This window comes from Jatrophihabitans telluris, from assembly GCF_023516435.1.
Taxonomy (GTDB): Bacteria; Actinomycetota; Actinomycetes; order Mycobacteriales; family Jatrophihabitantaceae; genus Jatrophihabitans_A; species Jatrophihabitans_A telluris.
This window is the reverse complement of sequence record NZ_CP097332.1, coordinates 2442085-2468444: the sequence shown is the minus strand read 5'-3', so window position 1 is coordinate 2468444 and position 26360 is coordinate 2442085. Positions and strand designations below refer to the sequence as shown.

Below are 26360 nucleotides of genomic sequence, written 5' to 3'. Positions count from 1 at the left end.
TCACCGGCCGAACATCGAAGAGACTGGCGACGGGTCAGGCAGGGTCCAGGCCCAACTGGGTGCGGGGGGACCACCCCGACCGTCGCGTTGATCGCTCAACGCGGCCGCCGCCGCCGTACCACTTTCCCACAGCGGCTGGACGCAACGGGGGACAGACGCAGCCAGGAGGAAAATGGTCCATGTGAAGCGTAGCGCCACGGACCCGGCACGTCAGTAGCTTCGCGCGGCGAAGATTGCGATCCTGCGCGCCGGAAGGTCGGGCAACATCTGATCTGGTGGCAGCTTCGAACCGCTTCCATGCTTGACCCCATGCAGGCGTCCCAGCTGCGTCGGCCGCACGGGCTTGCGGCTCTTGGCCCCCTGCGTCCGGACCCGGTCGACGATGACCTGATCGTGCTGCTGGCCGCGGTCGGTGACGGGCTGGCCTTCGCCGAGCTCTACGCACGGACATCGGCCATGGTGTACCGAACCGTGCTGCGTGTGCTCCGCGATCATGCCCAGGCCGATGAGGTAACCCAGGAGGTCTTCCTCCAGGCGTGGTTGCGTGCCGCCAGTTACCGTCCTGACCACGCCTCGGTGACCACGTGGCTCCTCACGATTGCTCATCGTCGCGCCGTGGACCGGGTCCGACAGAGCGAGGCCTTGCACAAGCGTGATGACCAAAGTGTCGTCGAGGTCGGTTCGCCGCTGCAGGAGAGCCGGGTCGAGGAAGACACCCACCTTGATGTTCTCCGGGTGCGCGCCGCACTCAGGTCCCTGAGCGATGCCCAGCGCGAGGCCGTGATCCTGTCCTACGTCGGTGGATACAACCATCGCGAGATCGCCGGGATCACTGGCGCCCCCCTCGGAACGGTGAAGTCGCGCATCCGGCAGGGACTCCACCGCCTGCGCCTCGAACTGGACCGATCCGGTATCAACCGCTCATAACGCTTAGAGCTAGTTCTGGACGGCGGAATCCGATCGGCCTTCGGCGGCGAACCACCGCAACAAGCCCTGAGCCATTTTCGGCCAGGCGATGCCGACACCTCAGCGGTGTCAGGAGCGTTCGACGGAGGTTGATCAGGATGAATTTCTTGCTGCGGGCAAGGCGATCGCAACTGCGCTGGCTGCTGGTGCCGGCGGCCCTGGTGGCCGCCTACGCTCACGTGCCCGTCATCGCCCCCCACCTGCGCGAGGCGCCCTACATGGGAGTGCTGTTCATCGTGTTGACGGCGGCCTGCACAGTGCTAGCCGTGGCGGCGCTGGTTCGTGACAGTGCGGCCGTCTACTCCCTGTCGGTACTGACCTGCGGGCTCGCCGTTGCCGGTTATGTGGCGACTCGGCTGACGGCATTTCCGATGCTTGCCGACGACGTCGGCAACTGGATGGAGCCCCTGGGCCTGGTCTCGATCGCATCCGAGCTGGTCGTCGTCGTGGCCGCGCTCGTAGCGCTGGCTCGCCCGGTGCCGGGAGCCGCCGTGCGTCGTTCGCCATCCAAGCTCGACGCGGCGTCGAACTACTCCTGACGGTTCGACAGCAGTGTGGGACCGCGTCGCTAGTTCAGGAGTTCATCTCATGACCGTCAGCACCGATCCCACCAGCTCGCTCACACCGCAGCGCCGACAGCCCAAGACCGGCAAGAGTGCCAAGACCGGTAGGACCCGGGTGGCGCTGGCAGGCTCCGCCGCCGTTCTCGCGCTCGGATTGCTCAGTGCCTGCAGTTCGTCGACGCACTCCACCGCCTCGACAACCCCGGCGGCCGGATCGTCGATGAGCTCAGCAATGAGTTCGACCATGAGTTCGGCTATGAGTTCGAGCGTGGCGCCGACCGGCTCGTCCTCGGTTGTGGCCCAGCCCGCGGCCATAATCCACATCAGTTCCTTCAAGTACAGCGTGCCCGCCTCGGTGGCACCGGGCTCGATGGTCAGCGTCATGAACATGGACGGCGAGAACCACACCGTCACCGCTGACTCGGCCAACGCCTTCGACGTCAAGGCAACCGCCGGATCAACCGTCATGTTCAAGGCACCGACGGCTCCGGGCAGCTACGCCTTCCACTGCACGTACCACTCGAACATGCACGGCGTCCTGGTCGTCAAATGACCGGGGGACGCACCGGCACCGCCCGAAGGACTCGGACCGTGCGGGCCGGCGGTGTGATCGGGCTCTCGCTCCGGGTGCTGGTAGCGGCGGGATTACTAGTCGATGCCGTCATCCACCTGCAGTTGGCTCCGATCTATCAGCTGGCCGCGCCGGGCGGGATCGGCCAGGGCAACCTGTTCCGGATCGAGTCGGTCGCCGCGATCCTGGCTGCGCTGTACGTACTGGCACGTGGATCCCGGGTCGCGTTTGCCGCGGCGTTCCTTGTGGCCGGAGGCGGCCTGGCGGCGGTGTTGCTGTACCGCTACGTCCAGGTACCCGCCCTCGGACCGATCCCCGCGATGTACGAGCCACTGTGGTTCGCGAAGAAAACCGCCACCGCGGTTGCCGAGGCGGCAGCGTCCGCGGCGGCTGTGGCGGGCCTTTTGAGAACCTGGCAATCCACTTCGACCGACTGATCCGAATCGCTCCTGTTCCACCCCACGCCGGGGCCTTTGCCTTCGGCCCGCATCTCGGAGGAAACATCGATGAACCGAACGAAGAAGTCCCTACTGCTGGCCGCACCGGTCGCAGCGCTCAGCATCGCCGCGCTGACCATGCCCGGCATGGCCTCGGCCGCGGGTAGCAGCTCGTACCAGGCGCAGCTCAACGCGCTGAACCACTCGACCGGTTCGGGCAACGTGATGATCTCGCTCAACGGATCTCAGGCCACCATCACCGAGCACTTCACCGGTCTCGCCGCCACCTTCGGCGGCAAGCCCTACCCGCACGTGCAGCACATCCACATCGGTGCCAAGGGAACCTGCCCCACCACGGCAGCGGACGCGAACAACGATGGTGTCATCTCCACGACCGAGGGCGGCGCGTCTTACGGCGCCATCGGAACCACGCTGTCGACCTCCGGTGACACCAGCCCCGCGGCTGGTACCACCCTGACCGTCGCCCCGTCGGGTGCCTCGTACGACTACAGCCGCACGATCACGCTGGACTCGAAGACCCTCGCGTCTTTGAACGCCGGCACCGCGGTCGTCGTCGTCCACGGTCTGGACCCGGCCACCCTGTCCAAGAAGGCTCAGGGCGAGAAGAGTGACCTCGTCCCGTCCCTGCCGCTCGCTGCCACGTCGCCGACCCTGTGCGGGACTCTCGTCGCGTCGCAGATGAGCAATGTGCCCGGCGGGTCTGCTGGCACCGGTGGTGGCAGCACCGCTGGTCTGCAGGACCAGGGTCTGCTTGGTATCGGTGGTGCTCTGGTTGCCGCCGGTGCGGTTGCCGGTGGCCTCGCGATGCGTCGCCGCACCGCGGCCGACAGCTGATCTCCGAAGCTGACAACGCATAACTGATGACGAGTAACGAGCAGCACGGCCGGCGCCTCCGAATTCCACTGGTGGCGTTGGCGGTGCTGCTCGTTCTCATCGGAGCGATCGCAATCGTCGTCGGCATCCGAGCCCAGCGGCACGCCCCGCAGCCCTCGGCCGCGGCGGCGATTCCCTTTTCGTCCTCGGGTGCAAACCCCTCGGCCCCCCAGACGTCCGGAACGGCACCATCGACGTCGGTCGGCACCGCCAGGCCCGCCGTGAAGGGGCCGGTCCTGGACGCGGCGACACCGACCCGGCTGGACATCCCCGCCATCGGCGTCACTTCTGATCTCCTGCAATTGGGGCTCAATCCCGACCACACCGTGCAAGTCCCTCCGTTGGGGCGGGACTCGCGCGCCGGGTGGTACCGCTACTCCCCGACACCCGGCCAGCTCGGGCCGTCGGTCCTGCTGGGTCACGTGGATTCCGCCGAGTACGGCCCAGGCGTGTTCTTCAAGCTCGGCGCGCTTCGCCCCGGTGACATGCTCACCGTGACCCGGTCCGATCACACCGCAGCCGTGTTTCGCATCGACCGTGTCGTCGCTTATCCGAAGAACCATTTCCCCACTCTCGAGGTGTACGGCAACACCGACCACGCCGCGTTGAGGCTGATCACCTGCGGGGGAAAGTTCGACCTGAGTACGCGCAACTACGAGAGCAACATCGTTGCCTACGCGTCACTGATATCCAGCCATCGGGTTTAGCCGTCGTGCGCGCCTGAGCGTGAGATCCACGACCTGCCCTGATCAATTGTCAACGGAGACCGTCATGACTGCCCTGATCCGAGCCATCAGCGTCGGCGCCGCCGCGCTGCTGCTCGCCGGCTGCGCCAGCACCAACGCGGCGACACCGACTAGCAGTGCGCGCGCGGCAGCCGCAAACTCGACCGCAAGCATGCCCATGACGCCGGGGCAGTCGATGGCCGGGATGTCGATGACCTCCTCCGCGCCGGCGAACAGGCCCACCGCCACCGCCCTGATGGTCTGCAGTGACGACATCAAGGGCAAGGTCAAGCAGGTGCTGGCGTTGTCGAGTGCACCGCGGACCACCTCGGCTTTCGCGAACGAGATCTACAGCTGTACCTATGACCTGAGCGTCGGGCCGCTCCTGCTGTCTGTCCAGCATTCCGAGTCCAAGGCAGCCGCCGACACCTACTACAACCGGGTCAAGGCCTCGCTCGGCAAGACCGAAACGTTGCTGGGGCTTGGCGACAAAGCGTTCGGCTCGTCGGCCGGTGTGGCCGTCGTCATGAAGGACAACGAGACCCTGGTCGTCGACGCCAGAAGCCTTCCAGCCGTCTTCGGCGCCAACCAGCAGAAACGAACCGACCTGGCCAACGAGGTCGCCTCCGACGTTCTCGGGTGCTGGACCGGCAACGAGTAAACCCGAAGCGTCGTCAGGCTCTGGTCATCTCAGTACCTGCCGCCGTTGCGGCCTAGCGGCGGACGTCGGCGGAGCCGGCGTGCACCGGCAGCCCAGCGTCGATCCAGGCTTCGGCACCGCCCACGACATCGGATGCGTCGATTCCCAACGAACGCAGGCTCGCTACGGCCAAGCTGGAACTGAACCCCTGGCGACAGACGACCACGACGCGCATTCCCTCGATCGCCTCGGGAATTCGCGAGGAGCAGCCGGGGTCCAGTCGCCACTCCAGGACGGTCCGGTCGATGACGATCGCCCCGGGCAGTTCGCCCTGGAACAGCCGTTGCCATTCGGTACGAGTGTCGATCAGCAGCGCTCCGCCGGCCTGAGCGTGCACCGCCTCGACCGGACTGAGGCGGCACCAACCCTGCCGGGCCTCGTCCAGGCGCAGATCGATCTCGGCCCCGCTCACGAGCGCACCAGTACGCGGTGGTTCGCGTCGATCCGCGTTGTCACGCCGAGCGAATCGAGATGTTCCAGCAGTGGTATGGCCACCCGGCGGGACACCCCCAGCAGCAGGCGCGCGTCGGAACTGGTGAAAGGCCCGCTCACCTTGCCCAGCTCGGCCGTGGCCTGATCGACCGCGCCGGGGGAGACGATCACGTCCGTGGCGAGCCGCAGCGCCCGACCGATCGAGGTGGCCGCCGCAATCTCACGCGGACCCAGGCCGAGCTCGGCCAGCTCGTTGCGGTCCGGAGCGTCGAGCGGGTTGTCGCGCCAGCGGCGTTCCAGCGCCGCGAGCGATGCCTCGGCGCGGCCCATGCTCGACCTGACGCCGGGCCGGGACAACCGGCCCCCCGTCGATCGCAGGCCTATCTCGGCGGCGAGGGGGGCGAGCAACGCCGGGTCGGGCAGCGCGATCGCGCGCCGGGCCGCCTCGTCCGGCGTTCCCGGTTGCTGGGGGTGGCCGGCAGCGTGGTCGTCGACGAAGGCGCCGAGGGCCGCGATCCAGTCAGCCCACCGGTCGGGGTCGACCAACCACTCGCCTTGACGCATGACCCCGTTCTCCTGGTCCCCAACCACGCCGAGGGCGAGCAGGTCCGCCTCACGAATCGCGCCGCGGCGGCGCACTTGATCGGCCACGGTGCCGGCCAGCCGCGATGCGACCACCGCGCCCCGCAGCGACGCGTCGCCGCGCCGGGTGAGCGACGGGGGATCGGGATCGACCACGATCGCACCGGCGGCCACCACCTGTTGCCCAGGATCGCGCAACACCGCCCGATCACCGACTCGGAGAGGAAGGCGGTGGAGCAAGGTCAACCTTGCGCTATCCGGGTTGAGCAGGCGCAGCCGGGCCGAGGTCGCCGCTGCCCCGATGTGGACCATGATCTCGCCGGCCAGATCGCCCTGGATCTCGTCCAAGGCGACGTCCACCGAGTCCGTCCACCGCCAATCGCCAGGACTGAGCAGGCAGTCGCCGCGCCGAACGTCGTCCCGGTCGACACCGCGCAGGTTCACCGCGACCCTGGCCACGGCTTGCGCTGATGCGACCCGTACGCCCAGTTCCTGCAGCCCGCGCACCTGGACGCGTCCGCCGTTGAGCTCAAGCGACTGACCCTCCACGATGCGGCCTGCGCCCAGCGTCCCGGTCACGATGGTGCCGCTACCGCGAATGGTGAAGGCGCGATCGACCCACAGTCGCATCGGGCCGTCCACGCGCGGCTGTGGCAAGGCGGCGACCATCCGCCCCAACGCCTGTCGCAGTTCGGGCAGGCCTTGTCCGGTGGTGCCCGAGACCGCAACGGCGTCCAGCCCCTGCAAGCCCGTTCCACGCAGGCGGGCATGCGCGTCGTCGATGACCGGCCGCGGATCGGCCAGATCGGATCGGGTCACAGCCAGCACGCCGTGCTCGATGCCCAGCGCGCGGATCGCGTCGAGATGCTCACCGGTCTGGCGGCGCCACCCCTCGTCGGCGGCGATCACCAGCAACACGGCCGGCGCAGGTCCCAGACCGGCGAGCATGTTCGCGATGAAACGCTGATGTCCGGGGACGTCGACGAAGGCCAGCTGAACCCCGGACTCGAGCTGGAGCCACGCATAGCCGAGGTCGATGGTCATTCCCCGGCGGCGTTCCTCGGCCCAGCGGTCGGGTTCCATGCCGGTCAGGGCCCGGATCAGGGTGGACTTGCCGTGGTCGACGTGGCCGGCCGCCGCAACTACATGCACGATGACGCCGTCCCAGTAGCGGTCGCGGCAGTTGCTGTCGCTGTGGCCTCCAGCGCTGCGCGGATGGCCTTGGCCAGCCGGTCGTCGTCCTCGACTGCGACGCAGCGCAGGTCGATCAGGCAGCGGCCGCGCTCCAGCCGCCCCACCACGGCGGGATCGCCACGCCGCAGCGGGTCGGCGATGGCCTGCGGCAGCGAGACCGCCCAGCCCGGCAGCAGCACGCCGGGCGCGCCCCCGCCGCCGACCGCGCCATCGGCGGGCACGACTTCGGCGCCGACGATGCCGCCCGCGCTGGACATGCTGACAACCTCGACAAGGGCCTCGCACCGGCGCCGCAGCTCGGCGGGATCGCGATGCAGGTACTGCACGGTTGGCGGCACCGGTCCCGTCAGCGTCGCCTCCAGCGCGGCAAGCGTCAGCTTGTCGACCCGCAGCGCGCGGGCCAGTGGGTGCCGTCGCAGCCGGGCGATGTACTCCGCGGCGCCGAGGAGCAGGCCCGCCTGGGGTCCACCGAGCAGCTTGTCGCCGCTGCAGGTGACGATGGTCGCTCCGGCGCGCAGCGTTGTGGCGACGTCGGGCTCGGCCGGCAGTACCGGATCGGGTGTCAGCAGCCCGCTGCCGATGTCGACGATGACGGGCAGACCCAGTTCGGCCAGTCGGCTGGTCTCCACCCCGGCCGTGAAACCCTCGATGCGGAAGTTGCTCGGGTGCACCTTGAGGATCGCCGCGGTGTTCGTGTCGATGGCGTCGAGGTAATCCCGATCGGTGGTGCGATTGGTGGTTCCGACCTCCCGGATCCTCGCACCGGTGCTTGCGATCAGGTCGGGAAGGCGGAACCCGTCACCGATCTCGACCAGTTCGCCCCTGCTCACCAGTATTTCCCGGCCCTGGGCGAGCGCCGTCGTCGCCAGCACGAGAGCGGCCGCGCCGTTGTTGACGACCAGTGCGTCCACGGAGCGCGGTGTCGTTCCCGCGGTGCTGAGACCCTCGTGCACGGTGGCGTCGACCTCATCGGGCAGGGCCGCCACTAGCGCATCGACCAGAGCCTCGAGGACCGCCGCACCGCGCCGCGCTCGCCGGCCTTCCACCAGGTCGAATTCGACGTCGACGTACCCCGACGCCGACTCGAGCGCGGCGATCGCGGCCGGCGACAGCGGCGCGCGTCCCAGGTTGGTGTGCAGCACGACGCCCGTGGCGTTGATCACGGGCGTGAGCGAACTCGCCCGCACCGGGAGTGCGTCGAGGACCGCCGCGACGGTGTCCTGCGGTGCGAGCCGGCCTTCGCGCACCTGTTGCTGGGCTTGCGTCACTGCGCGCTTGACCCGGCTGGCGCCGAGACGAGCCACCGCGGCGACCACCGCCGGGGCGGCGAGCAAGGCATCGGTTCGGGGCACGGTGCGACGCGGATCCGGCTGGTCAGCGTGCGGACGAGTCACCCGTGTTTCCTTCCGACTGGACGCCGACCTGGTTCATGCGGAGGTGGACGGGAATCGAACCCGCCAGGCCGAGATACTCGGCCTCACCGGTTTTGAAGACCGGGAGGGCCACCAGGCACCTAAACACCTCCGTGCTCACCGTATCTCCCACCGCCGGGACGGACGGAGGAGGTCCCGACACGGCACGGGCTAGCCTCGGCTGGTGACCGCGACGAGCTACCGCCTGACCCAGTACGCCCATGGCGGCGGGTGTGCCTGCAAGATCCCGCCCGGCGAACTGGAATCCGTCGTGTCCGCATTGATCGGCGTCCCTTCGCCGGACCTGCTCGTCGGCCTGGCGGACGGCGACGATGCGGCGGTCATCCGGTTGGACGACCAGCGCGCGCTCATCTCGACGGCGGACTTCTTCACCCCTGTTGTCGATGATCCCTATGACTTCGGCAGGATCGCTGCGGCCAACGCGCTGTCCGACGTCTACGCCATGGGCGGTCGTCCGGTCGCGGCGATCAACCTGGTCGGGTGGCCGCGCGAGGTGCTCCCGGTCGAGGTGCTGGGCGAGGTGCTGCGCGGCGGGCTGGATGTCGCGGCGGCGGCCGGCTGCCCGGTGGCCGGAGGTCACAGCATCGACGACCCGGAGCCGAAGTACGGGATGGCGGTGACCGGGCTGGCCCATCCGGACCGGCTGCTGCGCAACGACTCTGCCCGCGCCGGAGATGCTCTGAGCCTGTCCAAGCCGCTGGGCGTCGGCGTGCTCAACAACCGCCACAAGAGCACTGGTGAAGTCTTCGACCATGCCATCGCCTCCATGGTCGAACTCAACCGCACGGCGTGCGATCAGGCGCTGCAGGCGGGTTTGCGGGCCGCCACCGACGTCACCGGCTTCGGCTTGCTCGGCCACCTGTACAAGATGGCCCGGGCTTCGGGCGTCACCGCTGTCATCGACGCCGCTGCGGTGCCATACCTGGAGGGAGCTCGGGCTGCCCTTGCCGCCGGCTTCGTCAGCGGGGGAACCCGCCGGAACCTGGACTGGGTGCGGCCGCACCTGCAGGCGTCAGTGGACGAGGATGAGCTGTTACTGCTGGCCGATGCGCAGACCAGCGGGGGATTGCTGCTCGCGGGCGAGGTCGCAGCAGCGAGCGTGATCGGCGAGTTCGTACCGCGACGAGCTGCCGTGATCGAGATCCGCTGAACGACCGACGTCAGGCTCCTGCGCTCCGGCCTTGAGCGATCCTTTCCCGCTGCGGGACGACGGTGTAGCGGGGGTCGCGGGCGGACTCCTGGCCTGCGTGGAAGATTCCGAACCGGGTGCAGACCGAACCGGCCACCAGACATGCTCCCGACAGCACCGAGCCCAGCCGAGTGCGTCCGGCGAGCAGCGTACCTACGGCCCCGAGCGTGGTGAGGGTCTTGCTGGCGCGCATCAACTGGCCCGGCGCACCCGTGTGCAGCGGATCGGCGACCATGCCCAGTCTGGTTTCCATCACGTGCGCAGCGGCCAGGTCGGTCAGCGCGCCGCCGACGGCCAGCCGGCGCGCAGGCCCGGCCTGGTCGCCGGGTGTCAGCATCATGGCCAGCCCACCGGAGGCGGCCGCGGCCGACCCTACGAAGACATAAGGCAATTCGTTGCGGGCTTCGTTCCAGGTCGGGGTCGCGGTGTCGGCCAGCAGGACCGCGGTGTACGAGGCGACCGCGGGCGCGACGATGGCGCCGGCGATACCCGCCGGGCGGCTGAGCCGGATGAGCAGCCGCGCCGGTCCCTGTAGCGACGGCGGCAGGCTGTCCCTCATCGCGTCGACCGCCTCCGCCGTCCCCGCGAGGGCGGCCAGTGGACCGAAAACGCTCAGCAGCCAGGTACCCATCGACATCGGCGAGGTCGGCTTGGCCACTCGCAGCATGTTGACGAACCGGCTGGGCTTGCCGAGGTCGTGCACGAGCGCGGCGAAGCTGACGGTGATCGCGCCCATCGAGGCCAGCCGGCCGACGCGACGCAGAGCCGGCCGGCCGGTCAGATCACCTCCGGCACCGAGCAGCGCCGAACCGCCCGCGAGGCCACCGAGGAACAGATACGCCGGAATGTCGGCCTCCCACGGGGACGGCTTGACCACCGGCCGACCGTAGTAGGACGTGAACGTGGCGTCGGGCACCATGCGGCGCTCGCCCGAGCCGCCGCGGCGTCGGCCGCCGGAGCCACGCCGCCGGGAAGTTTCGTGTGGGCCAAGCCCTTGAGGTTTGGTCCGGTCACTCATCGGCTGCCTCCGAGGAAGGTGGCGGCGGCACCGGCGAGCAGGCCCAGCGCGGCGATCCCCGCTTGCTTCCACATCTGCGGCAGATCTCGGGTGCTGACCACCGGGTCGGGTGGTAGGCCATAGACCTCGGGCTCGTCCAGCAGCAGGAACAATGCGCCCGAACCACCGACTCCGTCCTCAGGGCTGGCTCCGTACAAGCGCGCTTCGGCGACCCCCTGCGATCGCAACGTCTCCGCCCGGGCCGCTGCGCGCTCCCGCAGTTCGTCGAGGTCGCCGAACTGGATCGACTCGGTCGGGCACGCTTGTGCGCAGGCCGGGGTCAATCCCGCGCCGAGCCGGTCGTAGCAGAGCGTGCACTTCTGCGCGATGCCGACGTTCTTGGTGTGCTCGTCGCCCTCCCGGCGCTCGATGACCCCGAACGGGCAGGCGGGCACGCAGTAACCGCAGCCGTTGCACACGTCGTCCTGCACGACGACCGTGCCGAACTCGGTGCGGAACAGTGCGCCGGTGGGGCAGACGTCCAGGCAGGCGGCGTGGGTGCAGTGCTTGCATACGTCGGAGGACATCAGCCAGCGGAAGTCCGTTCGCGACTCCGGCGGCAGGGCATCGCCCGGACGTTGGGTCGTCGGCATCGGCAGGCTGGCGCGCCCCGAGCCCGGGGCGGCAGCTGGGGCCGGCTGTTCGATGAACGCGACGTGCCGCCAGGTGCTGGCGCCGAGCGCCTCGGAGTTGTCGTAGGAAGACCCCAGCATGGCCAGTCCGTCCTCGGGGATGGCGTTCCATTCCTTGCACGCGACCTCGCAGGCCTTGCAGCCGATGCAGATCGACGTGTCGGTGAAGAAACCCTTACGCGGCTGAGGATCCTGCCAGCCGGCGTCGGCGGCGGGATCCTGCAGCGGACCGGACAAGCTACCCATGTGGATGTTCTCCTGATCCGGACCGTCGTTCGGTCAGATGCGTGTTGCCGGTGGCGATGGTGATGCCCGCTCGTCGAAGATAACCCTCGACGTAGGTTCGCAACGCTGGTCCGGTCGGCCTGCGTCCGGGCTGGATATCGCAGGAGGCGACCTTGCTCTCCTGGATGTGGACGTTGGGGTCCAGGGTCACCCCGAAGAGATCGTTGGCCGAGTCACCGCTGACGAGGGCCGATGACCCGACGCCCCAGTGGTACGGCAACCCGACCTGGTGGAAGATCTTGCCGCTGATGGTCAACGGCGTCACGCGTTCGGTCACCATCACGCGCGCTTCGATCGCCGTGCGCGCGGTGACGATCGTCGCCCAGCCCATGTGCTGCAGTCCCCGCTCGGCCGCCAGTGCGGGGGAGACCTCGCAGAAGAACTCCGGCTGGAGTTCGGCCAGGTACGGCAGCCACCTGCTCATCCCGCCGGCGGTGTGGTGCTCGGTCAGTCGGTACGTCGTGAACAGGTACGGGAAGACCTCCGCGCCGGGCTCGGGCGGTGAGGGGTTCTGCAGGTTGTCCTCGCGCGGGAACACCTCGCGCGTGGGGTTGGCCTGCTGCTGATACATGGGGTTGCGGATCGGCGATTCGCTCGGCTCGTAGTGCGCCGGCAGCGGACCGTCGAGCAGTCCGCTCGGAGCGAACAGCCACGCCTTTCCGTCCGCCTGCATGATGAAGGCGTCGTCGCCGGACAGCCCCTCAGGGCCGCCGGTGCCGGGCTCGGCCCGGTAGGACGGGGCCTTGTCGGCCACGAAGTCGGGCACGTCGTGTCCGGTCCACTTCTGGGCCTGCTCGTCCCACCAGACGTAGGCCTTGCGTTCGCTCCATGGTTTGCCGTCGGGGTCGGCGGAGGCGCGGTTGTACAGGGTGCGCCGGTTGGCCGGCCACGCCCAGCCCCATTCGGGCGCCACCCAGGACTGCTCACGGCCCGGCTTGCGCCGCGCGGCCTGGTTCACCCCGTCGGCGAAGACGCCGGTGTAGATCCAGCAGCCGCCCGATGTCGATCCATCCGGCCGCATCTCGGTGTAGGAGGACAGCAGCGTGCCGGCCTTGTCACCGGACAGGTGGCGGCCGTTGATCTCGGCCAGCACCTCCTCGGCCGAGGGCTCGCCGCGCTCGTCGAGGCTGTAGTCCCACGTCAGCTGCAGGATCGGGCGGTCCCGCTCCTCTTGCGAATCCGCCAGCCGCTGCCGGATCTTGCGCCCGAGGTGGACGAAGAAGTGCAGCTCGCTGCGGCAGTCACCCGGCGGCTCGACGGCCTTGTGATGCCACTGCAACATGCGTTGCGTCTGGGTGAACGTGCCGTCCTTCTCCACGTGCGAGGCTGCCGGGAAGAAGAACACCTCGGTAGCGATGTCCTCGGTCCGCAGTTCGCCTGTCGCGATCTCGGGGCTGTCCTTCCAGAACGTCGCCGACTCGATCATGTTGAGGTCGCGCACGACGAGCCACTTCAGGTGCGACATGGCCAGGCGCTGCATCCGGCCGTGTGCCGAGCCGACGGCCGGGTTCTGCCCGAGCAGGAAATAGCCCTCCACCTTGTCCGCCATCATGTCCATCACCGTGGCGTAGGTTCCGTGGTCGCCGGTCAGCCTGGGCAGGTAATGGAAGGCGTAGTCGTTGTCGGCCGTCGCCGCCTCACCCCAGTAGGACTTGAGCAGACTGACCGTGTAGGCCCGGGCGTCGGCCCAGAAGCCCTTCTGCTCGGGGCTGTGGATAGAACTGAGGTAGGTCTCGAAGTCGTCGTGCTCGCTGGCTTTCGGCATCGGCAGATAGCCCGGCAGCAGGTTGAACAGGGTCGGGATGTCGGTGGAGCCCTGGATACTGGCGTGCCCGCGCAAGGCGAGGATGCCGCCCCCGGGCCGACCGATATTGCCCAGCAACAGCTGGATGATCGCCGCGCCGCGGATGTACTGAACGCCGACTGTGTGGTGCGTCCAGCCCACCGAATACACCCACGCCGTCGTTCGGTCACGACCGCTGTTGTCGGTCACCGAGCGGCAGACCTTGGCGAAGTCCTCGGGGCTGACGCCACAGGCCTGCTCGACCATCTCCGGCGTGTAGCGGGCGTAGTGACGCTTGAGCACCTGCAGCACGCAGTGCGGATCCTGCAGGGTTTCGTCGCGGTGCACCCGCGCGTGCTCCAAGGGGGCGCCGTGGCCGCCCATCTCGTGCCCGGCACTGCGTTCCTTCTGCGAACTGTGGCTCTCGCCCTCCGACCCGCTACCCGACTGGGAGTCGTGCGATCGCTGGCTGGGCTCGCGATCACCGGCCGAAGCCGGCTCCGGCGCTTCCTTGTAGGCCCAGGTGGTCGGGTCGTAGGAGGCCGATTCGGCGTCGTAGCCGGAGAACAGTCCGTCCAGATCCTCGGTGTCCTGGAAGTCCTCGCGAAGGATGGTCGCGGCGTTGGTGTAAGCCACGACGTACTCGCGGAAGTACTTCTCCTCGCTGAGGATGTAGTTGATGATGCCGCCGAGGAAGACGATGTCGCTGCCCGCGCGCAACGGCACGTGCTGGTCGGCCACCGCCGAGGTGCGCGTGAATCGCGGATCGACGTGGATCACGGTGGCGCCGCGCTTCTTGGCCTCCATCACCCACTGGAACCCGACCGGATGGCATTCGGCCATGTTCGAGCCCTGGATGACGATGCAGTCAGAGTTCTGCAGGTCCTGCTGGAAGGAGGTGGCGCCGCCACGTCCGAACGAGGCTCCCAAACTGGGAACGGTGGCACTGTGTCAAATACGGGCCTGGTTTTCGATCTGTATGGCGCCCAGGGCCGTGAACAATTTCTTGATCAGGTAGTTCTCTTCGTTGTCGAGCGTCGCCCCGCCCAATGACGCCAAACCGAGCGTGCGTCGAAGCGGGTGTCCGTGCTCGTCGGCGTCCTGCCACGTGCGCGCCCGCGTGGCCACGATCCGGTCGGCGATCATGTCGGTCGCGGTTTCCAGGTCGAGCGATTCCCACTCGGTGGAGTGGGGCCGGCGGTACAACATCGCGGTCTGGCGACCGGGTGAGTTCACGAGTTGCTCGCTGGCCGAGCCCTTCGGGCACAACCGGCCGCGGCTCACGGGGGAATCCGGGTCGCCTTCGATCTGGACGACGTGGCCGTCCTTGACGTAGACCCGCTGCCCACAGCCAACGGCGCAATAGGGACAGATGCTCTTGACGACCTTGTCGGCGGTCTCGGTGCGCGCCGTCCATTCGGCCGTGTGCTTCGAGCGGACCGACTCGCCACGACCGAGGGGGTCGGTGCCGGTGAACTGACGTAGTACCGGCCAGCTGAGCACCGTCTTGCGCACGTCCATGGGTCCCCTCCCGCCGCGTCAATGCACCATAGCGCCCATACGACCGACTTGCGACAGCCGTGCCGCGTCGACACGTCGTTGCGCAGTCAACCTTGCGCAATTGCGCCTTTGCTCCATACGGTAGTAACGGCGCATTCACTAATGAACGCCCACGAGCGGACGAAAAGGTGGCAAACCTTGTCCTACAACACACCTGCCGAGACTGCGGCCCTCGCGGTCGAATCCGGCGCTTCCAAAGCCGCCCTCCCGGCCGGCCGTGCGCTCGTCGGTGCGTTCCTGGCCGGCGCCTACATCGCCTTCGGCGGCCTGCTGGCGATCGTCGCGTCCGCCGGGCTCAAACCCGAGACCTGGGGCGGCCTCACGACCGTCGTCACCGGCCTCGTCTTCAGCCTGGGGCTCATCCTCGTCATCGTCGGAGGGGCGGAGCTGTTGACCGGCAACATGATGCTGGTGCCACTGGCGGTGCTGCGCCGTCGCACGTCCGTGGCTCAGCTCGGAGTCAACTGGGCACTGCTCACCGTCGGCAATCTGGTGGGCTCACTGTTCGTGGCCTACCTGCTGGCCGACAAGACCGGCGTCATCGGCAGCGCGGCGTCCAAGGCCGGAACGCCGGCCGCGGCGAACTTCGCGCGGCTGAGTTCGATCACCATCGGGAAGGCTCTGACCGAGAGCGATCAGCAGGTTTTCCTGCGCGCGATGGGCTGCAACTGGCTGGTCTGCGCCGCGGTGTGGCTGGCCCTGTCCGCACGCGACATCGGCGGCAAGATCCTGGCCATCGTCTTCCCCATCACCGCTTTCGTCGCGCTGGGCTTCGATCACGTCGTGGCCAACATGTTCTTCCTCCCGCTGGCGATGTTCCAGCACGTGCCGGGGGTGACGATCGGGCATGTCGTCTCGAACCTCGTCGTGGCCTTCGTCGGCAACGCGGTCGGCGCCGTGCTGTTCGTCGCCGTCGCGTACTGGTACCTGTACCTCAAGCCGGTTGCGGGGTCCGGGCCCGGCTCTGAGTCCGAGCCGCGCGCGGGACAACGGGTGGCCGGCTGAGCCGATCGGTGACCCGCTGAGCCGATCGGTGACCGGATACCTCAGGACCGGTGACCCTTGGCGTGCCGGGTCAGTGCGCGCTCGATCTCGCGCTGCGCATCACGCTCGGCGAGATCCTGGCGCTTGTCCCAGGTCTTCTTGCCCTTCACCAGCGCGAGTTCGACCTTGACCAGCCCGTCGTTGAAGTAGAGGGCGAGCGGGACCATCGACAGGCCGCTCTCGCGCACCCGTAGTTCCCACTTGAGGATCTCCGCTCGGTGCAGCAACAGCTTTCGTTTGCGCCTGGTGGCGTGGTTGGTCCAGCTCCCCATGGCGTACTCCGCGATGTAGAGGTTGTGCAACCACACCTCTCGGTCATCGATCGTGGCGAATGCGTCCACCAACGACACGCGGCCGAGTCGCAGGCTCTTGACCTCGTTACCCACCAGAGCCACACCGGCCTCGAGGGTGTCGAGCACGAGGTAGCGCTGCCGCGCCCTGCGGTTCGTGGCCACCGCCTTGCGTCCACGTTCCTTCGTCACCGTGCCGACTGTAGAAGACCCCGGTCAGGCGTCGAAATCGACCTCGACCCGGTCGCTGACCGGATGGGTCTGGCAGGTCAGCACGAAGCCCCGGGCGACCTCGTCGTCGTCGAGGGCATAGTTGCGGCGCATGTCGACCTCGCCGTGGTTGACCCGGGCCCGGCAGGTGCCGCAGACTCCGCCCTTGCACGCAAAGGGCAAATCAGATCGGGACGCCGAGGCCGCGTCCAGGATGGTCTGTTGCCTGGGCATCGGTGCGGTGCTGCTGCGCCCGTCGAGCACGATCGTCACCTGGCTGACCTCGCCCGGCACGACCGTGTCGGGGCGGGCCAGCTCCGGGGGCGGCTCGTCGACGTAGAACAGTTCGTAGTGGACCTTGTCCACGTCGATACCGAGTTCAGCCAGCACGGCGCGGGCATCGGAGATGAGGCCGAACGGCCCGCACAGCCAGACGTGATCGAGCGCCTGCAGAGGAACCAGGGCGGTGAGCAGCCGACGCAGGCGGTCGGCGTCCAGACGCCCGGAGAACAGTTCGACGTCACGCGGCTCCCGCGAGAGCACGTGCACGAGATCGAGACGGGGTCCGTAACGGTTCTTCAGGTCGGCCAGTTCCTCGGCGAACATCACCGAACTGGCCTTGCGGTTTCCGTACAGGAGGGTGACCTGTGAGTCCGAACCGGCCAGCACCGAGGAAACGATCGAGAGCATCGGGGTGATGCCCGAACCCGCCGCGATGCACAGATGCCGGGCCCGCTGTGTCGGATCGGCGCGGAAGCTCCCGCTGGGGGTCTGGACCTCGACGACATCGCCCACGCGCAGGCCACGCACCAGCCAGGCCGAGAACAACCCGTCCGGAATCTCGCGGACCCCGATGCGGGGCGCGGCGCCGGCCGGCGCGCAGATGGAGTACGACCGCCGGTGTTCGACGCCGTCGAGGGTTCGCCGCAGGGTCAGGGACTGCCCGGCCCGAAAGTCGAACGCCGCCCGCAGAGCATCGGGAACCGCGAAGGTCACGGCGGCCGAGTCCTCGGTCAGGCGGTCGATGGCCGCCACCGACAGTTCGTGGAAGGCCCCCCGTGCACCGCGCGGTGTCGCCACGGTCACCTCAGATCTCCTTGACGTGCTGGAAGGGTTCCAGACAGGTCCGGCACCGGTAGATCGCCGTGCAGGCCGTCGGTCCGAACTCCGACGTCAGCTCCACCTCCGATGAGTCGCACCGCGGGCAGTGGAGAACCCGCCGGGGCACGACCAGCGTCAAGGGGATCGGTCCGGACCGCTTCGGCGCCGCCGCGGGGGCGGAGATCCCGTGCTCGGCAAGACGCGCCCGACCCCGGGGCGTGATCCAGTCGGTCGTCCATGCCGGCTCGAGCTGCACAGCGACCCGGACGTCGTCGAAGCCGTGGTCGTGCAGGATGTGCCGGATGTCATCGCGCATGGTCGCCATCGCCGGACAACCCGAGTATGTCGGGGTGATCGTGACGACCACCGAGCTGCCGTCAGGGCCGACGTCCTCGGAGCCGCCGCTGGAGCAGGCGTCTGAGACGGTGACGCCGCGCAGCACGCCGAGATCCTCCAGCGTGAGCATGGGCATCTCCGGATCACGCACCTGTGCCGCGAGGGCACGTGCCGTCTCGGTCCGGTCCGTCACAGTTGTCATCGGCGATCACCACCGGCCGTTCGGATGGGCGCGGGCGACTACCTGAAGCTGCGCCAGCAGATGGCCCATAGCCTCGGTGTGGCGACCGTCGCGCCCGGTTCCGTTGCTCACCGGTCCCATGGCGGCCACGCTCGGACGATCGAGGTCGCTGACGGACAGCACCTGGTCCAACAGCACGTCGACCTCGGCTGCCGCGTCAGCCGGATCAACGCCAACCCCCTGGCCCGCAAGCAGCTTCTCGATCGGATGGCTCCGGAACAACTCATCGTGCAGGGGCCACACCAGCGTCAGCGCACTCTCCAGCCGACTCCTCGACTCGACGGTGCCCTGGGCGAGGGTGACGAACCATCGGCCGGCGTAATCACGGTGGTAGGTCAGTTCCTTCACGCCCTTGCCCGCGATCGCCGACAGCACCGGATCCGCGCTGCCGGTCAAGCGCTCGAACAGGGCCAGGCGGTAGGTGGCGAAGATCAGCAATCGCACGATCGTGACGGCGAAATCGCCGTTGTCGGGCTCGACGAAACGGACGTTGCGGAAGGCGGGTTCGTCCCGGAAGAAGGCCAGCGCGTCCTCGGCGGGCACGGGGGAGCCGGCCGGCATCGGCGGCACGACCCGTGCGTCGGCGGCGGCAGCCCGGGCCAGCAGCAGCCGGGCCTGGCCGAGCAGATCCAGGGCGATGTTGGCCAGCGCGATGTCCTCTTCTAGATCCGGAGCGTTGCTGGCCCACTCGGATAGCCGGTGCGAGTAGATGAGGGCGTCGTCACCGAGCATCAGGCAGTATGCGGCCAGCGCGGCGGCGTCCACGCCTTCGGCGATGGTGGTGTCCACTCCGGCCAGCGGGTCCTCGAAGTCGGTACCGAAGGCCCACTGGGAGTCGTCCCCACCGGTCAGGCCGTCGTAGACGGAGCTGTGGTCGGCATCGTGATCGTGCACATGGCTCATGGTGGTCCTCACATGTGCGGGACGTCGTCGGGGATCGCGTAGAACGTCGGGTGGCGATAGACCTTGTCCGCGGCGGGAGCGAACAACGGGTCCTTCTCGTCGGGACTGGAGGCCGCGACGAGATCGGCGCGCACCGCCCAGATGCTGACTCCCTCATTGCGCCGGGTGTAGACATCACGCGCGTGGCGCAGGGCCATCTCGTCGTCGGCGGCGTGCAACGAACCGACGTGGACGTGGTTGAGACCCCGTTTGCCGCGAACGAAAATCTCGTACAGCGGCCACTCGGCCCGCACCGGATCGGCGCCGATCCCGGCGGCGATGACGGCGCCCTGACCATCGGCGGCGGCCATCAACTCGACCGTTCCTGGTTGCGGGCGGCGAACGCGGTGGCAGCCTCACGGACCCACGCGCCCTCGTCGTGTGCTCGCTTGCGGTGGGCCACCCGCTGGGCGTTGCAGGGTCCGCCGCCCTTGACCACCGTGGTGAACTCATCCCAATTCGGCTGGCCGAAGTCGTGATGACCCCGTTCGGGGTTCCACGTCAATTGCGGATCCGGCAGGGTCACACCCAGGGCGGCCGCCTGCGGGACGGACATGTCCACGAACTTCTGCCGCAACTCGTCGTTGGTGTCGCGTTTGATGCCCCAGGCCATCGATTGGGTCGTGTTGGGGGAGTCCGCATCGGGCGGGCCGAACATCATCAGAGCCGGCCACCAGAACCGGTCCACCGACTCCTGCACCATGGCCCGCTGCGCTTCGGTTCCGCGCATCATCGTCGACAGCAGTTCGTAGCCCTGCCGCTGGTGGAACGATTCCTCCTTGCAGATGCGGATCATCGCTCGCCCGTAGGGGCCGTAGGAGGTCCGGCACAGCGGAACCTGGTTGCAGATGGCGGCACCGTCGACCAGCCAACCGATCGTGCCCACGTCGGCGTAGGACAGGGTCGGGTAGTTGAAGATGGAGGAGTACTTCTGCTGACCGGCGATGAGCTTGGCGGTCAGTTCACCCCGGCTGACACCGAGGGTCTCGCAGGCGGAGTAGAGATACAGCCCGTGGCCGGCTTCGTCCTGGACCTTGGCCAGCAAGATCGCCTTACGGCGCAAGCTTGGCGCCCGGGTGATCCAGTTGCCCTCCGGCTGCATGCCGATGATCTCGGAGTGGGCGTGCTGGGCGATCTGGCGCACCAAGGTCGCTCGGTACTTGTCCGGCATCCAGTCGCGGGGTTCGATCCGGTCGTTGTGGGCGATGACCCGGTCGAAGCGGCCGAGCAGATCGCGCTCGTCATCGGCGCAGATCGGGGGCGAGGCTGTCATGAGTCCTCCCAGCGTCGGTTCGTCGACCATTTACAGACCGCTCGTTCAGTAATACTGTGGCACGAGTCGCCGACTTCGCGCAACGAAAGGATGCAGACTCGTGAGTGAGTTGCTGCAGAGCTACACCTCCGGATCGTGGTTCCGCGCCCCCGACGCGGGAATGCCGCTGCTGGACGCGGCCACCGGTGAGGAGGTTGCGCGGATCTCCTCGACGGGCATCGACCTTTCGGCGATGACCGACTGGGCGCGTAACGTCGGCGGCCCTGCGCTGCGAGCCATGACCTTTCACGAACGGGCGGCCGCGCTCAAGGCGATGGCGAAGGAACTCCTCACCCACAAGGACGAGTTCTACGCGATGTCGGCCCGAACCGGGGCGACCGCGAGGGACTCGGCCGTCGACATCGACGGCGGGATCGGCACGGTGTTCTCCTACGCCTCCAAGGCCGCCCGTGAGCTGCCCAACGACACCCTGGTGCTCGACGGCGCCAGCGAGCAGTTGGGCCGCGGCGGTACGTTCCGCGGTCAGCACGTCTACACCTCACGGCCGGGCATCTCGGTCCAGATCAACGCCTTCAACTTCCCGGTGTGGGGCATGCTCGAAAAGCTCGCACCGGCCTTCCTGGCCGGCCTGCCCACCATCGTCAAACCCGGCAGCCAGACGGCCTACCTGACCGAGCTCGTCGTTCGCCGCATCATCGAGTCGAAGCTGCTTCCCGAGGGATCGCTACAGCTGCTCTGTGGCAGTCCAGCGGGCTTGCTGGAAGAACTCACCGTCCAGGACTCGGTCGCGTTCACCGGGTCCGCGGCTACCGGCGCCCGGCTGCGCCAGCATCCGTCGATCCTGCACGGCGGGGTGGAACTGGGCATCGAGGCGGACTCGTTGAACTGTTCCATCCTCGGCACCGACGTAACCCTCGACGACCCCGAGTTCGATCTGTTCGTCAAGGGTGTCGTCACCGAGATGACCGTCAAGGCCGGCCAGAAGTGCACCGCGATCCGCCGGGTCATCGTCCCGGAGCCCATGGTCGGGCCCGTCATCGACGCCGTATCGGCCCGACTCGCCACGGTGCGGGTGGGAAACCCACTCAGCGACGGGGTCCGGATGGGGCCGCTGGCCAGCCTGGACCAGCGGGAGGACGTCCGCAAGGCCGTCCAGACGCTGCGGGCCTCGGCGACGCTCGTGTTCGGTGATCCCGACGTTGTCGACGTCGTGGACGGCGACGCCGAGACCGGGGCGTTCATGTCCCCGATCCTGTTGCATGCCTCCCGCGGTGCCGTCGAGCCGCACGAGATCGAGGCGTTCGGACCGGTCGCCACCGTCCTGGGCTACAACGGGGTGGACGAGGCGATCGCCCTGGCCGCTCGGGGATCGGGCAGCCTTGCCGGCTCGTTGGTCACCAATGACGCGACGGTGGCCCGTGAGGTCACACTCGGTCTGGCGCCCTGGCACGGACGGATCCTGGTGCTGAACCGCGACGACGCCGGCGAGTCGACCGGCCATGGGTCGCCGCTGCCGGTCCTGGTCCATGGAGGTCCTGGACGGGCCGGCGGTGGTGAGGAACTCGGCGGCATCCGGGGTGTCCTTCACCACATGCAGCGCAGCGCCATACAGGCCTCGCCGGACATGCTGACCGCGATCACGGGACGGTGGACGACCGGGTCGCACCGGAACGAAACGGCCGTCCACCCCTTCCGGAAGTCCCTGGCGGAACTGGCCATCGGCGACACGATTCGCTCGGCCCCACGCACCGTGTCGCTTGCCGACATCGAGCATTTCGCGGACTTCACCGGCGACACGTTCTACGCGCACACCGACGAGGCGGCGGCCACGAAGAACCCGCTGTTCGGCGGGATCGTCGCCCACGGATACCTCGTGGTCTCGCTGGCGGCCGGCCTGTTCGTCGAGCCGAATCCGGGGCCGGTACTGGCCAACTTCGGCGTAGACCACCTTCGCTTCCTGACGCCGGTCCGGGCCGGCGACGACATCGCGGTCGCACTGACGGTCAAGCAGATCACGCCTCGGACGAGCGCCGAATACGGCGAGGTCCGCTGGGACGCGCTGGTCACCAACGCCGCCGGCGAGGCGGTCGCGACCTACGACGTGCTCACCCTGGTGGCCAAGACCTGGCCGTAAGCGCAGGGCCGCGCCGTATACGCCCGTCCTCATGAGATGGCGATGTGATTGCCCCGAACGCAGCCCGGTTGCAGAATTTCTTTACCGCAGTGATGAAAACGGCCTGAGCGCGCGGCGCACGGTGTTGGCCGGCGGCGTTCAATGGGTCCAATGAGCCTCCAAGCAGCGCACGCATGATCCAGGCGAGCCATCTCAGCAAGCACTACGGCGACAAGATCGCCGTCAACGATGTGAGTTTCACGGTCCGGCCGGGAATCGTGACCGGGTTCCTCGGTCCCAACGGCGCGGGCAAGTCGACGACGATGCGCTTGATCCTGGGCCTGGACGCGCCGAGTTCGGGCACGGTGACCGTGAACGGCAAGCCCTTCGCCCAGCACCGTCGCCCGCTGCACGAGGTCGGCGCACTGCTGGAGGCCCGGGCCATCCACACCGGCAGATCAGCTCGCAATCACTTGCGGGCGATGGCCGCCACCACCGGCATCGCCCGCAGTCGCGTCGAGGATGTCATCGACATGGTTGGCCTGCACGACGTGGCCGGCAAGCGCGTCGGTGCGTTCTCCCTCGGCATGGGACAACGGCTCGGCATCGCCTCGGCCCTGCTGGCCGACCCGCAGACCCTGATCCTGGACGAGCCGGTGAACGGGTTGGACCCCGACGGCGTGCGCTGGATCAGGAACCTGCTCAAGCAGCTGGCCGCCGAAGGGCGAACGGTCTTTCTCTCCTCGCACTTGATGAGCGAAATGGCCGTCACCGCCGACCATGTGATCGTCGTCGGTCAGGGAACGCTGCTGCGCGATCAGTCGATGGCCGAGTTCATCGCCGCCGCCTCCTCGGCCGCCGTGTTCGTCCGCTCGCCACAACTGCCCGAACTCGTCGGTGAGCTGCAACGCCGCGGCGGGGTGGTGGAGGACGTCTCTCGGGACGGGGTCCGCGTGCGGCAGTTGACCAGCGACGACATCGGCACGTTCGCCGCCCAGGCGAGCATCACGCTGTACGAACTGTCGCCGGAGGAAGCCTCGCTGGAGGAGGCCTACATGGCGCTGACCGAAAGTTCGCTGGACTACCGCTCGATCGACGGGCGGATCCCGGCCGGGGCCGCTTCCGGCACCGCAACGGAAGAAGGCACGGCCGCATGAGCAGCACCGCAGTTCTCTCCGAGGCCACCGACTCGCCCGACCGCGCCTCCGACGTACGAACGGAGCCGGTAAGTCTGACCCGCGTGCTACGCGCGGAGTGGATCAAGTTCACCACGTTGCGCTCCAGCTGGCTGGTGCTCGGTTCCGCGGTGGCCGGAATGGTGTTGATCGCGCTGATCGTCGCCTACAACACCCGGCACTTGTCGCCGGATCTCCAGCCGGACGACCTCGTGCCCTCGTCCTCGATGCAGGGCTACTACCTGGGCCAACTGCTCATCGGCGCCCTCGGCGTGCTCTTCGTCTCGGGGGAGTACAGCACCGGGATGATCCGCTCCACCTTCGCCGCTGTCCCACGCCGGCTACCGGTGCTGTGGGCCAAGCTGATGTTGTACGCCACGGTGACGCTGCTCGTCATGGTGCCGACCGCACTGGTGGCGTTCCTGCTGGCCCAGGCGGTCACCGGGCATTATCGGACCGGATATTCCCTCGGCGACCCGGGCGTGCTGCGCGTCGTGGTCGGAACCGGCATCTACCTGACGTTGGTCGGCCTGCTCGGCGCAGCGATCGCCTGGATCGTGCGCAGCACACCGGGAGCCCTCGTCGCGTACTTCGCGACGGTGCTGGTCCTGCCGGTCATCTTCGGCAACGTGCTCGGTACCTGGGGCAAGAACATCGCCCGGTTCATGCCGAGCGAGGCCGGCGGCAGCTTCGTGTCCAGCGTTCATCAGCCAGAGCTGCTCACCCCCTGGCCCGGCCTTGCGGTCATGGTGGCTTGGGTCGTAGTAGCGGTCGCAGTCGCCGCGTTCTTGCTCAACCGCCGGGACGCGTGAGTCCGGCCCCTGCCGCCGGTGAGCGCAGCGGGGCGCCGAGCTGATGCAGGTGCCGTAGCGCGGCCGTGTACGAGCCGATTAGCGACGCCTCGGTGTAGGTGATGCGGTGGCTCACGCAGTAGCTGCGGACGATCGTCTGGGCTCGGCGCAACGATGGTCGGGGCATGTTCGGGAACAGGTGATGTTCGATCTGATAGTTCAGGCCCCCAAGGAGAACGTCGGTCAGCACGCCGCCCCGCACGTTGCGCGATGACAGCACCTGGCGACGCAGGTAGTCGATGTCCTCGGTCGGTCCGAAGATCGTCATCCCCTTGTGGTTCGGGGCGAACGAGCATCCCATGTACAAGCCGAACAGGGCCTGATGGATGGCGATGAACGCCACCGCCTTGACCGGCGACATGACGAACAGCAGCGCGCCCAGATAGCAGGCGAAGTGCAGGATGAGCAGGGCGATCTCCAGGTACTTGTTACCTCCACGCCGGCTCCGTCGAGCGCCTGGAGCCAGCGACCGGACGCTGGCGATGTGAAGGTGCCAGGCTTCCAGGGTCAGTAGCGGGAAGAACAGCCATGCCTGGCGGCGAATTATCGCCTGCCCGAGCCGACCGGTCTTGGCTGCCACCTGATTGGTGGTGAACGCCAGTACGCCGTCACCGATGTCGGGGTCGTGGTCCTCGGTGTTCGGATTGGCGTGATGGCGATTGTGCTTGTCGATCCACCACCCGTAGCTCAGGCCGACGAGCAGGTTGCCGGTGAGTTGCCCGAACAGATCGTTGGCCCGCCGGCGGGAGAACACCTGCTGGTGGCCCCCGTCGTGACCGAGGAAGGCGACCTGGGTGAAGGCGACCGCGAGCGCAGCGGCAAGCAGCAGCTGGTACCAGGTGTCGCCCAGCCAGCCGACGACCGCCGCGACGCTCAGATAGAACAACATGGTCGCGCTGATTTGGGCAGCGTAGGCGCCACGGCGCCGTTGCAGGAGGCCGGCGCCCCGGACGAGCCGGCTGAGGACCGCGTAGTCGCTGGGTTGAAGGCGCGTACGGTCCGGGGAAAGCGATGTCATGAACTGGCTCCAAGGGCGGTCGACGGGTGAACCGGCGTCGACGTGGTGTCCCAGCGATGCGCGATCGTCGCTGTCCCGGAGCGGCTGCTTTCCCAGCGACTTCCACCCTACTAGCGCAGGCCGCGCCCCGCCCGCCGCCGTCGGCCCCGCCGACACCGATGCGCTAGAAATGGTGCATGAGCACGCCCACCCTGACCTTCTCCGTAGCCGAAGCCGATGACGCCGGGGCGGTCGCCGACCTGGTGCGCAGCGCGTATCGCGGGGATTCGAGCCGGCAGGGTTGGACCACCGAGGCCGACCTGCTCAGCGACGACCGGATCGACGCCATCGGCGTGCTGGCCAAGATCAGCGATCCGAATGGCGTCGTGCTGCTCGGTCGGGGTGACGACGGCGCCCTGCTGACCTGTTGCGAGGTGCTGCACCGGGGCGATCAGCTCGGCTATTTCGGGATGTTCGCCGTCCAGCCCACCGCCCAGGGCGGTGGCATCGGACGCCTCGTCCTGGACGAGGCTGAACGGTTTGCCCGGCAGCGTTGGGGCGTAGCCACGATGGAGATGACCGTGATCGGCCAGCGCGGCGAGCTGATCGCGTGGTACCTGCGCCGAGGGTATCGCCGCACCGGTGAACGGCGGGCCTTTCCCTACGAGGTCCTCGCCGAGGGGCAGGCCCTGCGCGATGACTTGTACTTCGAGGTGCTGACCAAGCCGCTGTCCGAGGCTCGCCCGAGCTGAGCCTCCGGCTGACCCCGCGCTGACCGCGCTGA

The 26360-nt window shown here is 68.2% G+C and carries 27 protein-coding genes and 1 tRNA gene; 13 read left to right on the top strand and 15 right to left on the bottom strand.

The window, feature by feature from the left end:
• Positions 1-309: 309 nt before the first annotated feature.
• Complete coding sequence (locus M6D93_RS11535) at positions 310-927, top strand: sigma-70 family RNA polymerase sigma factor (protein WP_249769349.1); 618 nt, start codon at positions 310-312, stop codon at positions 925-927.
• A gap of 137 nt (positions 928-1064) precedes the next feature.
• On the top strand, positions 1065-1505 hold the full coding sequence (locus tag M6D93_RS11530) for a hypothetical protein (RefSeq protein WP_249769348.1): 441 nt from the start codon (positions 1065-1067) through the stop codon (positions 1503-1505).
• Positions 1506-1547: 42 nt separating this feature from the next.
• Here M6D93_RS11530 and M6D93_RS11525 read toward each other — a convergent pair whose 3' ends face one another.
• Positions 1548-1919, bottom strand: a complete 372-nt coding sequence (locus M6D93_RS11525) for a hypothetical protein (protein WP_249769347.1) — start codon at positions 1917-1919, stop codon at positions 1548-1550.
• Here M6D93_RS11525 and M6D93_RS11520 point away from each other — a divergent pair.
• From M6D93_RS11520 to M6D93_RS11500, 5 genes are all read left to right on the top strand, one after another.
• The gene (locus tag M6D93_RS11520; RefSeq protein ID WP_249769346.1) at positions 1918-2082 is read left to right on the top strand and encodes a cupredoxin domain-containing protein; all 165 of its coding nucleotides are present in this window, start codon (positions 1918-1920) and stop codon (positions 2080-2082) included. The two genes, M6D93_RS11525 and M6D93_RS11520, sit on opposite strands and share 2 nt — an antisense overlap.
• Positions 2083-2120: 38 nt before the next feature.
• Entirely contained in the window at positions 2121-2537 is a 417-nt protein-coding gene (locus M6D93_RS11515; protein ID WP_249769344.1) for a hypothetical protein, read from the top strand.
• Positions 2538-2606: 69 nt separating this feature from the next.
• The gene (locus M6D93_RS11510) at positions 2607-3392 is read left to right on the top strand and encodes a hypothetical protein (RefSeq protein ID WP_249769342.1); all 786 of its coding nucleotides are present in this window, start codon (positions 2607-2609) and stop codon (positions 3390-3392) included.
• A 26-nt stretch (positions 3393-3418) separates the two neighbouring features.
• Positions 3419-4138: a class F sortase gene (locus M6D93_RS11505; RefSeq protein WP_249769340.1), complete on the top strand. Its 720-nt coding sequence runs from the start codon at positions 3419-3421 to the stop codon at positions 4136-4138.
• 64 nt (positions 4139-4202) lie between these two features.
• On the top strand, positions 4203-4817 hold the full coding sequence (locus M6D93_RS11500; RefSeq protein ID WP_249769338.1) for a hypothetical protein: 615 nt from the start codon (positions 4203-4205) through the stop codon (positions 4815-4817).
• 52 nt (positions 4818-4869) lie between these two features.
• On the opposite strand, the gene M6D93_RS11495 is transcribed toward M6D93_RS11500, so the two are convergent.
• From M6D93_RS11495 to M6D93_RS11480, 4 genes are all read right to left on the bottom strand, one after another.
• Positions 4870-5268 (bottom strand): rhodanese-like domain-containing protein, encoded by a 399-nt coding sequence (locus M6D93_RS11495; RefSeq protein ID WP_249769336.1) that lies wholly within the window; start codon positions 5266-5268, stop codon positions 4870-4872.
• Positions 5265-7022: a selenocysteine-specific translation elongation factor gene (selB, locus tag M6D93_RS11490; RefSeq protein ID WP_249769334.1), complete on the bottom strand. Its 1758-nt coding sequence runs from the start codon at positions 7020-7022 to the stop codon at positions 5265-5267. Before selB ends, M6D93_RS11495 begins: the two co-directional genes overlap by 4 nt.
• On the bottom strand, positions 7013-8458 hold the full coding sequence (gene selA / locus M6D93_RS11485; RefSeq protein ID WP_249769332.1) for an L-seryl-tRNA(Sec) selenium transferase: 1446 nt from the start codon (positions 8456-8458) through the stop codon (positions 7013-7015). The genes selB and selA overlap by 10 nt, the downstream gene beginning before the upstream one ends.
• Positions 8459-8494: 36 nt before the next feature.
• A tRNA-Sec gene (locus M6D93_RS11480) sits at positions 8495-8589 on the bottom strand.
• A gap of 68 nt (positions 8590-8657) precedes the next feature.
• On the opposite strand from M6D93_RS11480, the gene selD reads away from it, so the two are divergent.
• The gene (gene selD / locus M6D93_RS11475) at positions 8658-9647 is read left to right on the top strand and encodes a selenide, water dikinase SelD (protein ID WP_347343626.1); all 990 of its coding nucleotides are present in this window, start codon (positions 8658-8660) and stop codon (positions 9645-9647) included.
• 10 nt (positions 9648-9657) lie between these two features.
• Here selD and nrfD read toward each other — a convergent pair whose 3' ends face one another.
• From nrfD to fdh, 3 genes are all read right to left on the bottom strand, one after another.
• Positions 9658-10605, bottom strand: a complete 948-nt coding sequence (nrfD, locus tag M6D93_RS11470; protein ID WP_249769330.1) for an NrfD/PsrC family molybdoenzyme membrane anchor subunit — start codon at positions 10603-10605, stop codon at positions 9658-9660.
• A 95-nt stretch (positions 10606-10700) separates the two neighbouring features.
• A complete protein-coding gene (locus M6D93_RS11465) occupies positions 10701-11621 on the bottom strand; it encodes a 4Fe-4S dicluster domain-containing protein (protein WP_249769329.1) in 921 nt (306 codons plus the stop codon).
• The gene (gene fdh / locus M6D93_RS11460) at positions 11614-14964 is read right to left on the bottom strand and encodes a formate dehydrogenase (protein ID WP_249769328.1); all 3351 of its coding nucleotides are present in this window, start codon (positions 14962-14964) and stop codon (positions 11614-11616) included. The genes M6D93_RS11465 and fdh overlap by 8 nt, the downstream gene beginning before the upstream one ends.
• 177 nt (positions 14965-15141) lie before the next feature.
• Between fdh and M6D93_RS11455 the strand changes: the two genes are divergently transcribed.
• Positions 15142-16008: a formate/nitrite transporter family protein gene (locus M6D93_RS11455; protein ID WP_249769327.1), complete on the top strand. Its 867-nt coding sequence runs from the start codon at positions 15142-15144 to the stop codon at positions 16006-16008.
• A 41-nt stretch (positions 16009-16049) separates the two neighbouring features.
• Here M6D93_RS11455 and smpB read toward each other — a convergent pair whose 3' ends face one another.
• Genes smpB through paaA form a run of 6 tightly spaced genes read right to left on the bottom strand, consistent with a single transcriptional unit; the run spans position 16050 to position 20440 of the window.
• On the bottom strand, positions 16050-16529 hold the full coding sequence (smpB, locus tag M6D93_RS11450) for an SsrA-binding protein SmpB (RefSeq protein WP_249769326.1): 480 nt from the start codon (positions 16527-16529) through the stop codon (positions 16050-16052).
• A 24-nt stretch (positions 16530-16553) separates the two neighbouring features.
• The gene (gene paaE / locus M6D93_RS11445; RefSeq protein WP_249769325.1) at positions 16554-17633 is read right to left on the bottom strand and encodes a 1,2-phenylacetyl-CoA epoxidase subunit PaaE; all 1080 of its coding nucleotides are present in this window, start codon (positions 17631-17633) and stop codon (positions 16554-16556) included.
• A gap of 1 nt (position 17634) precedes the next feature.
• Positions 17635-18186, bottom strand: coding sequence for a 1,2-phenylacetyl-CoA epoxidase subunit PaaD (gene paaD / locus M6D93_RS11440; RefSeq protein WP_249769324.1), 552 nt, complete (start codon positions 18184-18186; stop codon positions 17635-17637).
• A 6-nt stretch (positions 18187-18192) separates the two neighbouring features.
• Complete coding sequence (gene paaC / locus M6D93_RS11435; protein WP_249769323.1) at positions 18193-19128, bottom strand: 1,2-phenylacetyl-CoA epoxidase subunit PaaC; 936 nt, start codon at positions 19126-19128, stop codon at positions 18193-18195.
• Between the two features lie 8 nt (positions 19129-19136).
• Positions 19137-19478, bottom strand: a complete 342-nt coding sequence (paaB, locus tag M6D93_RS11430) for a 1,2-phenylacetyl-CoA epoxidase subunit PaaB (RefSeq protein ID WP_249769322.1) — start codon at positions 19476-19478, stop codon at positions 19137-19139.
• Complete coding sequence (gene paaA / locus M6D93_RS11425; RefSeq protein ID WP_249769321.1) at positions 19478-20440, bottom strand: 1,2-phenylacetyl-CoA epoxidase subunit PaaA; 963 nt, start codon at positions 20438-20440, stop codon at positions 19478-19480. The genes paaB and paaA overlap by 1 nt, the downstream gene beginning before the upstream one ends.
• Positions 20441-20540: 100 nt before the next feature.
• Between paaA and paaZ the strand changes: the two genes are divergently transcribed.
• From paaZ to M6D93_RS11410, 3 genes are all read left to right on the top strand, one after another.
• On the top strand, positions 20541-22574 hold the full coding sequence (paaZ, locus tag M6D93_RS11420; protein ID WP_249769320.1) for a phenylacetic acid degradation bifunctional protein PaaZ: 2034 nt from the start codon (positions 20541-20543) through the stop codon (positions 22572-22574).
• Positions 22575-22747: 173 nt separating this feature from the next.
• Complete coding sequence (locus M6D93_RS11415; protein ID WP_249769319.1) at positions 22748-23710, top strand: ABC transporter ATP-binding protein; 963 nt, start codon at positions 22748-22750, stop codon at positions 23708-23710.
• A complete protein-coding gene (locus M6D93_RS11410; RefSeq protein ID WP_249769318.1) occupies positions 23707-24540 on the top strand; it encodes an ABC-2 transporter permease in 834 nt (277 codons plus the stop codon). Before M6D93_RS11415 ends, M6D93_RS11410 begins: the two co-directional genes overlap by 4 nt.
• Here the strand turns inward: M6D93_RS11410 and M6D93_RS11405 are convergent.
• Positions 24521-25597, bottom strand: a complete 1077-nt coding sequence (locus M6D93_RS11405; protein WP_249769317.1) for a fatty acid desaturase family protein — start codon at positions 25595-25597, stop codon at positions 24521-24523. The two genes, M6D93_RS11410 and M6D93_RS11405, sit on opposite strands and share 20 nt — an antisense overlap.
• Positions 25598-25773: 176 nt before the next feature.
• On the opposite strand from M6D93_RS11405, the gene M6D93_RS11400 reads away from it, so the two are divergent.
• On the top strand, positions 25774-26328 hold the full coding sequence (locus tag M6D93_RS11400; RefSeq protein ID WP_249769316.1) for a GNAT family N-acetyltransferase: 555 nt from the start codon (positions 25774-25776) through the stop codon (positions 26326-26328).
• Positions 26329-26360 lie beyond the last annotated feature (32 nt).

What these genes read in the sequence shown, in the direction of transcription:
- M6D93_RS11535 (WP_249769349.1), top strand. Translation starts at nt 310, where the DNA reads ATGCAGGCGTCCCAGCTGCGTCGGCCGCACGGGCTTGCGGCTCTTGGC.
- M6D93_RS11530 (WP_249769348.1), top strand. Translation starts at nt 1,065, where the DNA reads ATGAATTTCTTGCTGCGGGCAAGGCGATCGCAACTGCGCTGGCTGCTG.
- M6D93_RS11520 (WP_249769346.1), top strand. Translation starts at nt 1,918, where the DNA reads ATGGACGGCGAGAACCACACCGTCACCGCTGACTCGGCCAACGCCTTC.
- M6D93_RS11525 (WP_249769347.1), bottom strand. Translation starts at nt 1,919, where the DNA reads ATGTTCATGACGCTGACCATCGAGCCCGGTGCCACCGAGGCGGGCACG.
- M6D93_RS11510 (WP_249769342.1), top strand. Translation starts at nt 2,607, where the DNA reads ATGAACCGAACGAAGAAGTCCCTACTGCTGGCCGCACCGGTCGCAGCG.
- M6D93_RS11505 (WP_249769340.1), top strand. Translation starts at nt 3,419, where the DNA reads ATGACGAGTAACGAGCAGCACGGCCGGCGCCTCCGAATTCCACTGGTG.
- M6D93_RS11500 (WP_249769338.1), top strand. Translation starts at nt 4,203, where the DNA reads ATGACTGCCCTGATCCGAGCCATCAGCGTCGGCGCCGCCGCGCTGCTG.
- nrfD (WP_249769330.1), bottom strand. Translation starts at nt 10,605, where the DNA reads ATGGTGCCCGACGCCACGTTCACGTCCTACTACGGTCGGCCGGTGGTC.
- M6D93_RS11465 (WP_249769329.1), bottom strand. Translation starts at nt 11,621, where the DNA reads ATGGGTAGCTTGTCCGGTCCGCTGCAGGATCCCGCCGCCGACGCCGGC.
- paaD (WP_249769324.1), bottom strand. Translation starts at nt 18,186, where the DNA reads ATGACAACTGTGACGGACCGGACCGAGACGGCACGTGCCCTCGCGGCA.
- paaC (WP_249769323.1), bottom strand. Translation starts at nt 19,128, where the DNA reads ATGAGCCATGTGCACGATCACGATGCCGACCACAGCTCCGTCTACGAC.
- paaB (WP_249769322.1), bottom strand. Translation starts at nt 19,478, where the DNA reads ATGGCCGCCGCCGATGGTCAGGGCGCCGTCATCGCCGCCGGGATCGGC.
- paaA (WP_249769321.1), bottom strand. Translation starts at nt 20,440, where the DNA reads ATGACAGCCTCGCCCCCGATCTGCGCCGATGACGAGCGCGATCTGCTC.
- M6D93_RS11415 (WP_249769319.1), top strand. Translation starts at nt 22,748, where the DNA reads ATGATCCAGGCGAGCCATCTCAGCAAGCACTACGGCGACAAGATCGCC.
- M6D93_RS11410 (WP_249769318.1), top strand. Translation starts at nt 23,707, where the DNA reads ATGAGCAGCACCGCAGTTCTCTCCGAGGCCACCGACTCGCCCGACCGC.
- M6D93_RS11405 (WP_249769317.1), bottom strand. Translation starts at nt 25,597, where the DNA reads ATGACATCGCTTTCCCCGGACCGTACGCGCCTTCAACCCAGCGACTAC.
- M6D93_RS11400 (WP_249769316.1), top strand. Translation starts at nt 25,774, where the DNA reads ATGAGCACGCCCACCCTGACCTTCTCCGTAGCCGAAGCCGATGACGCC.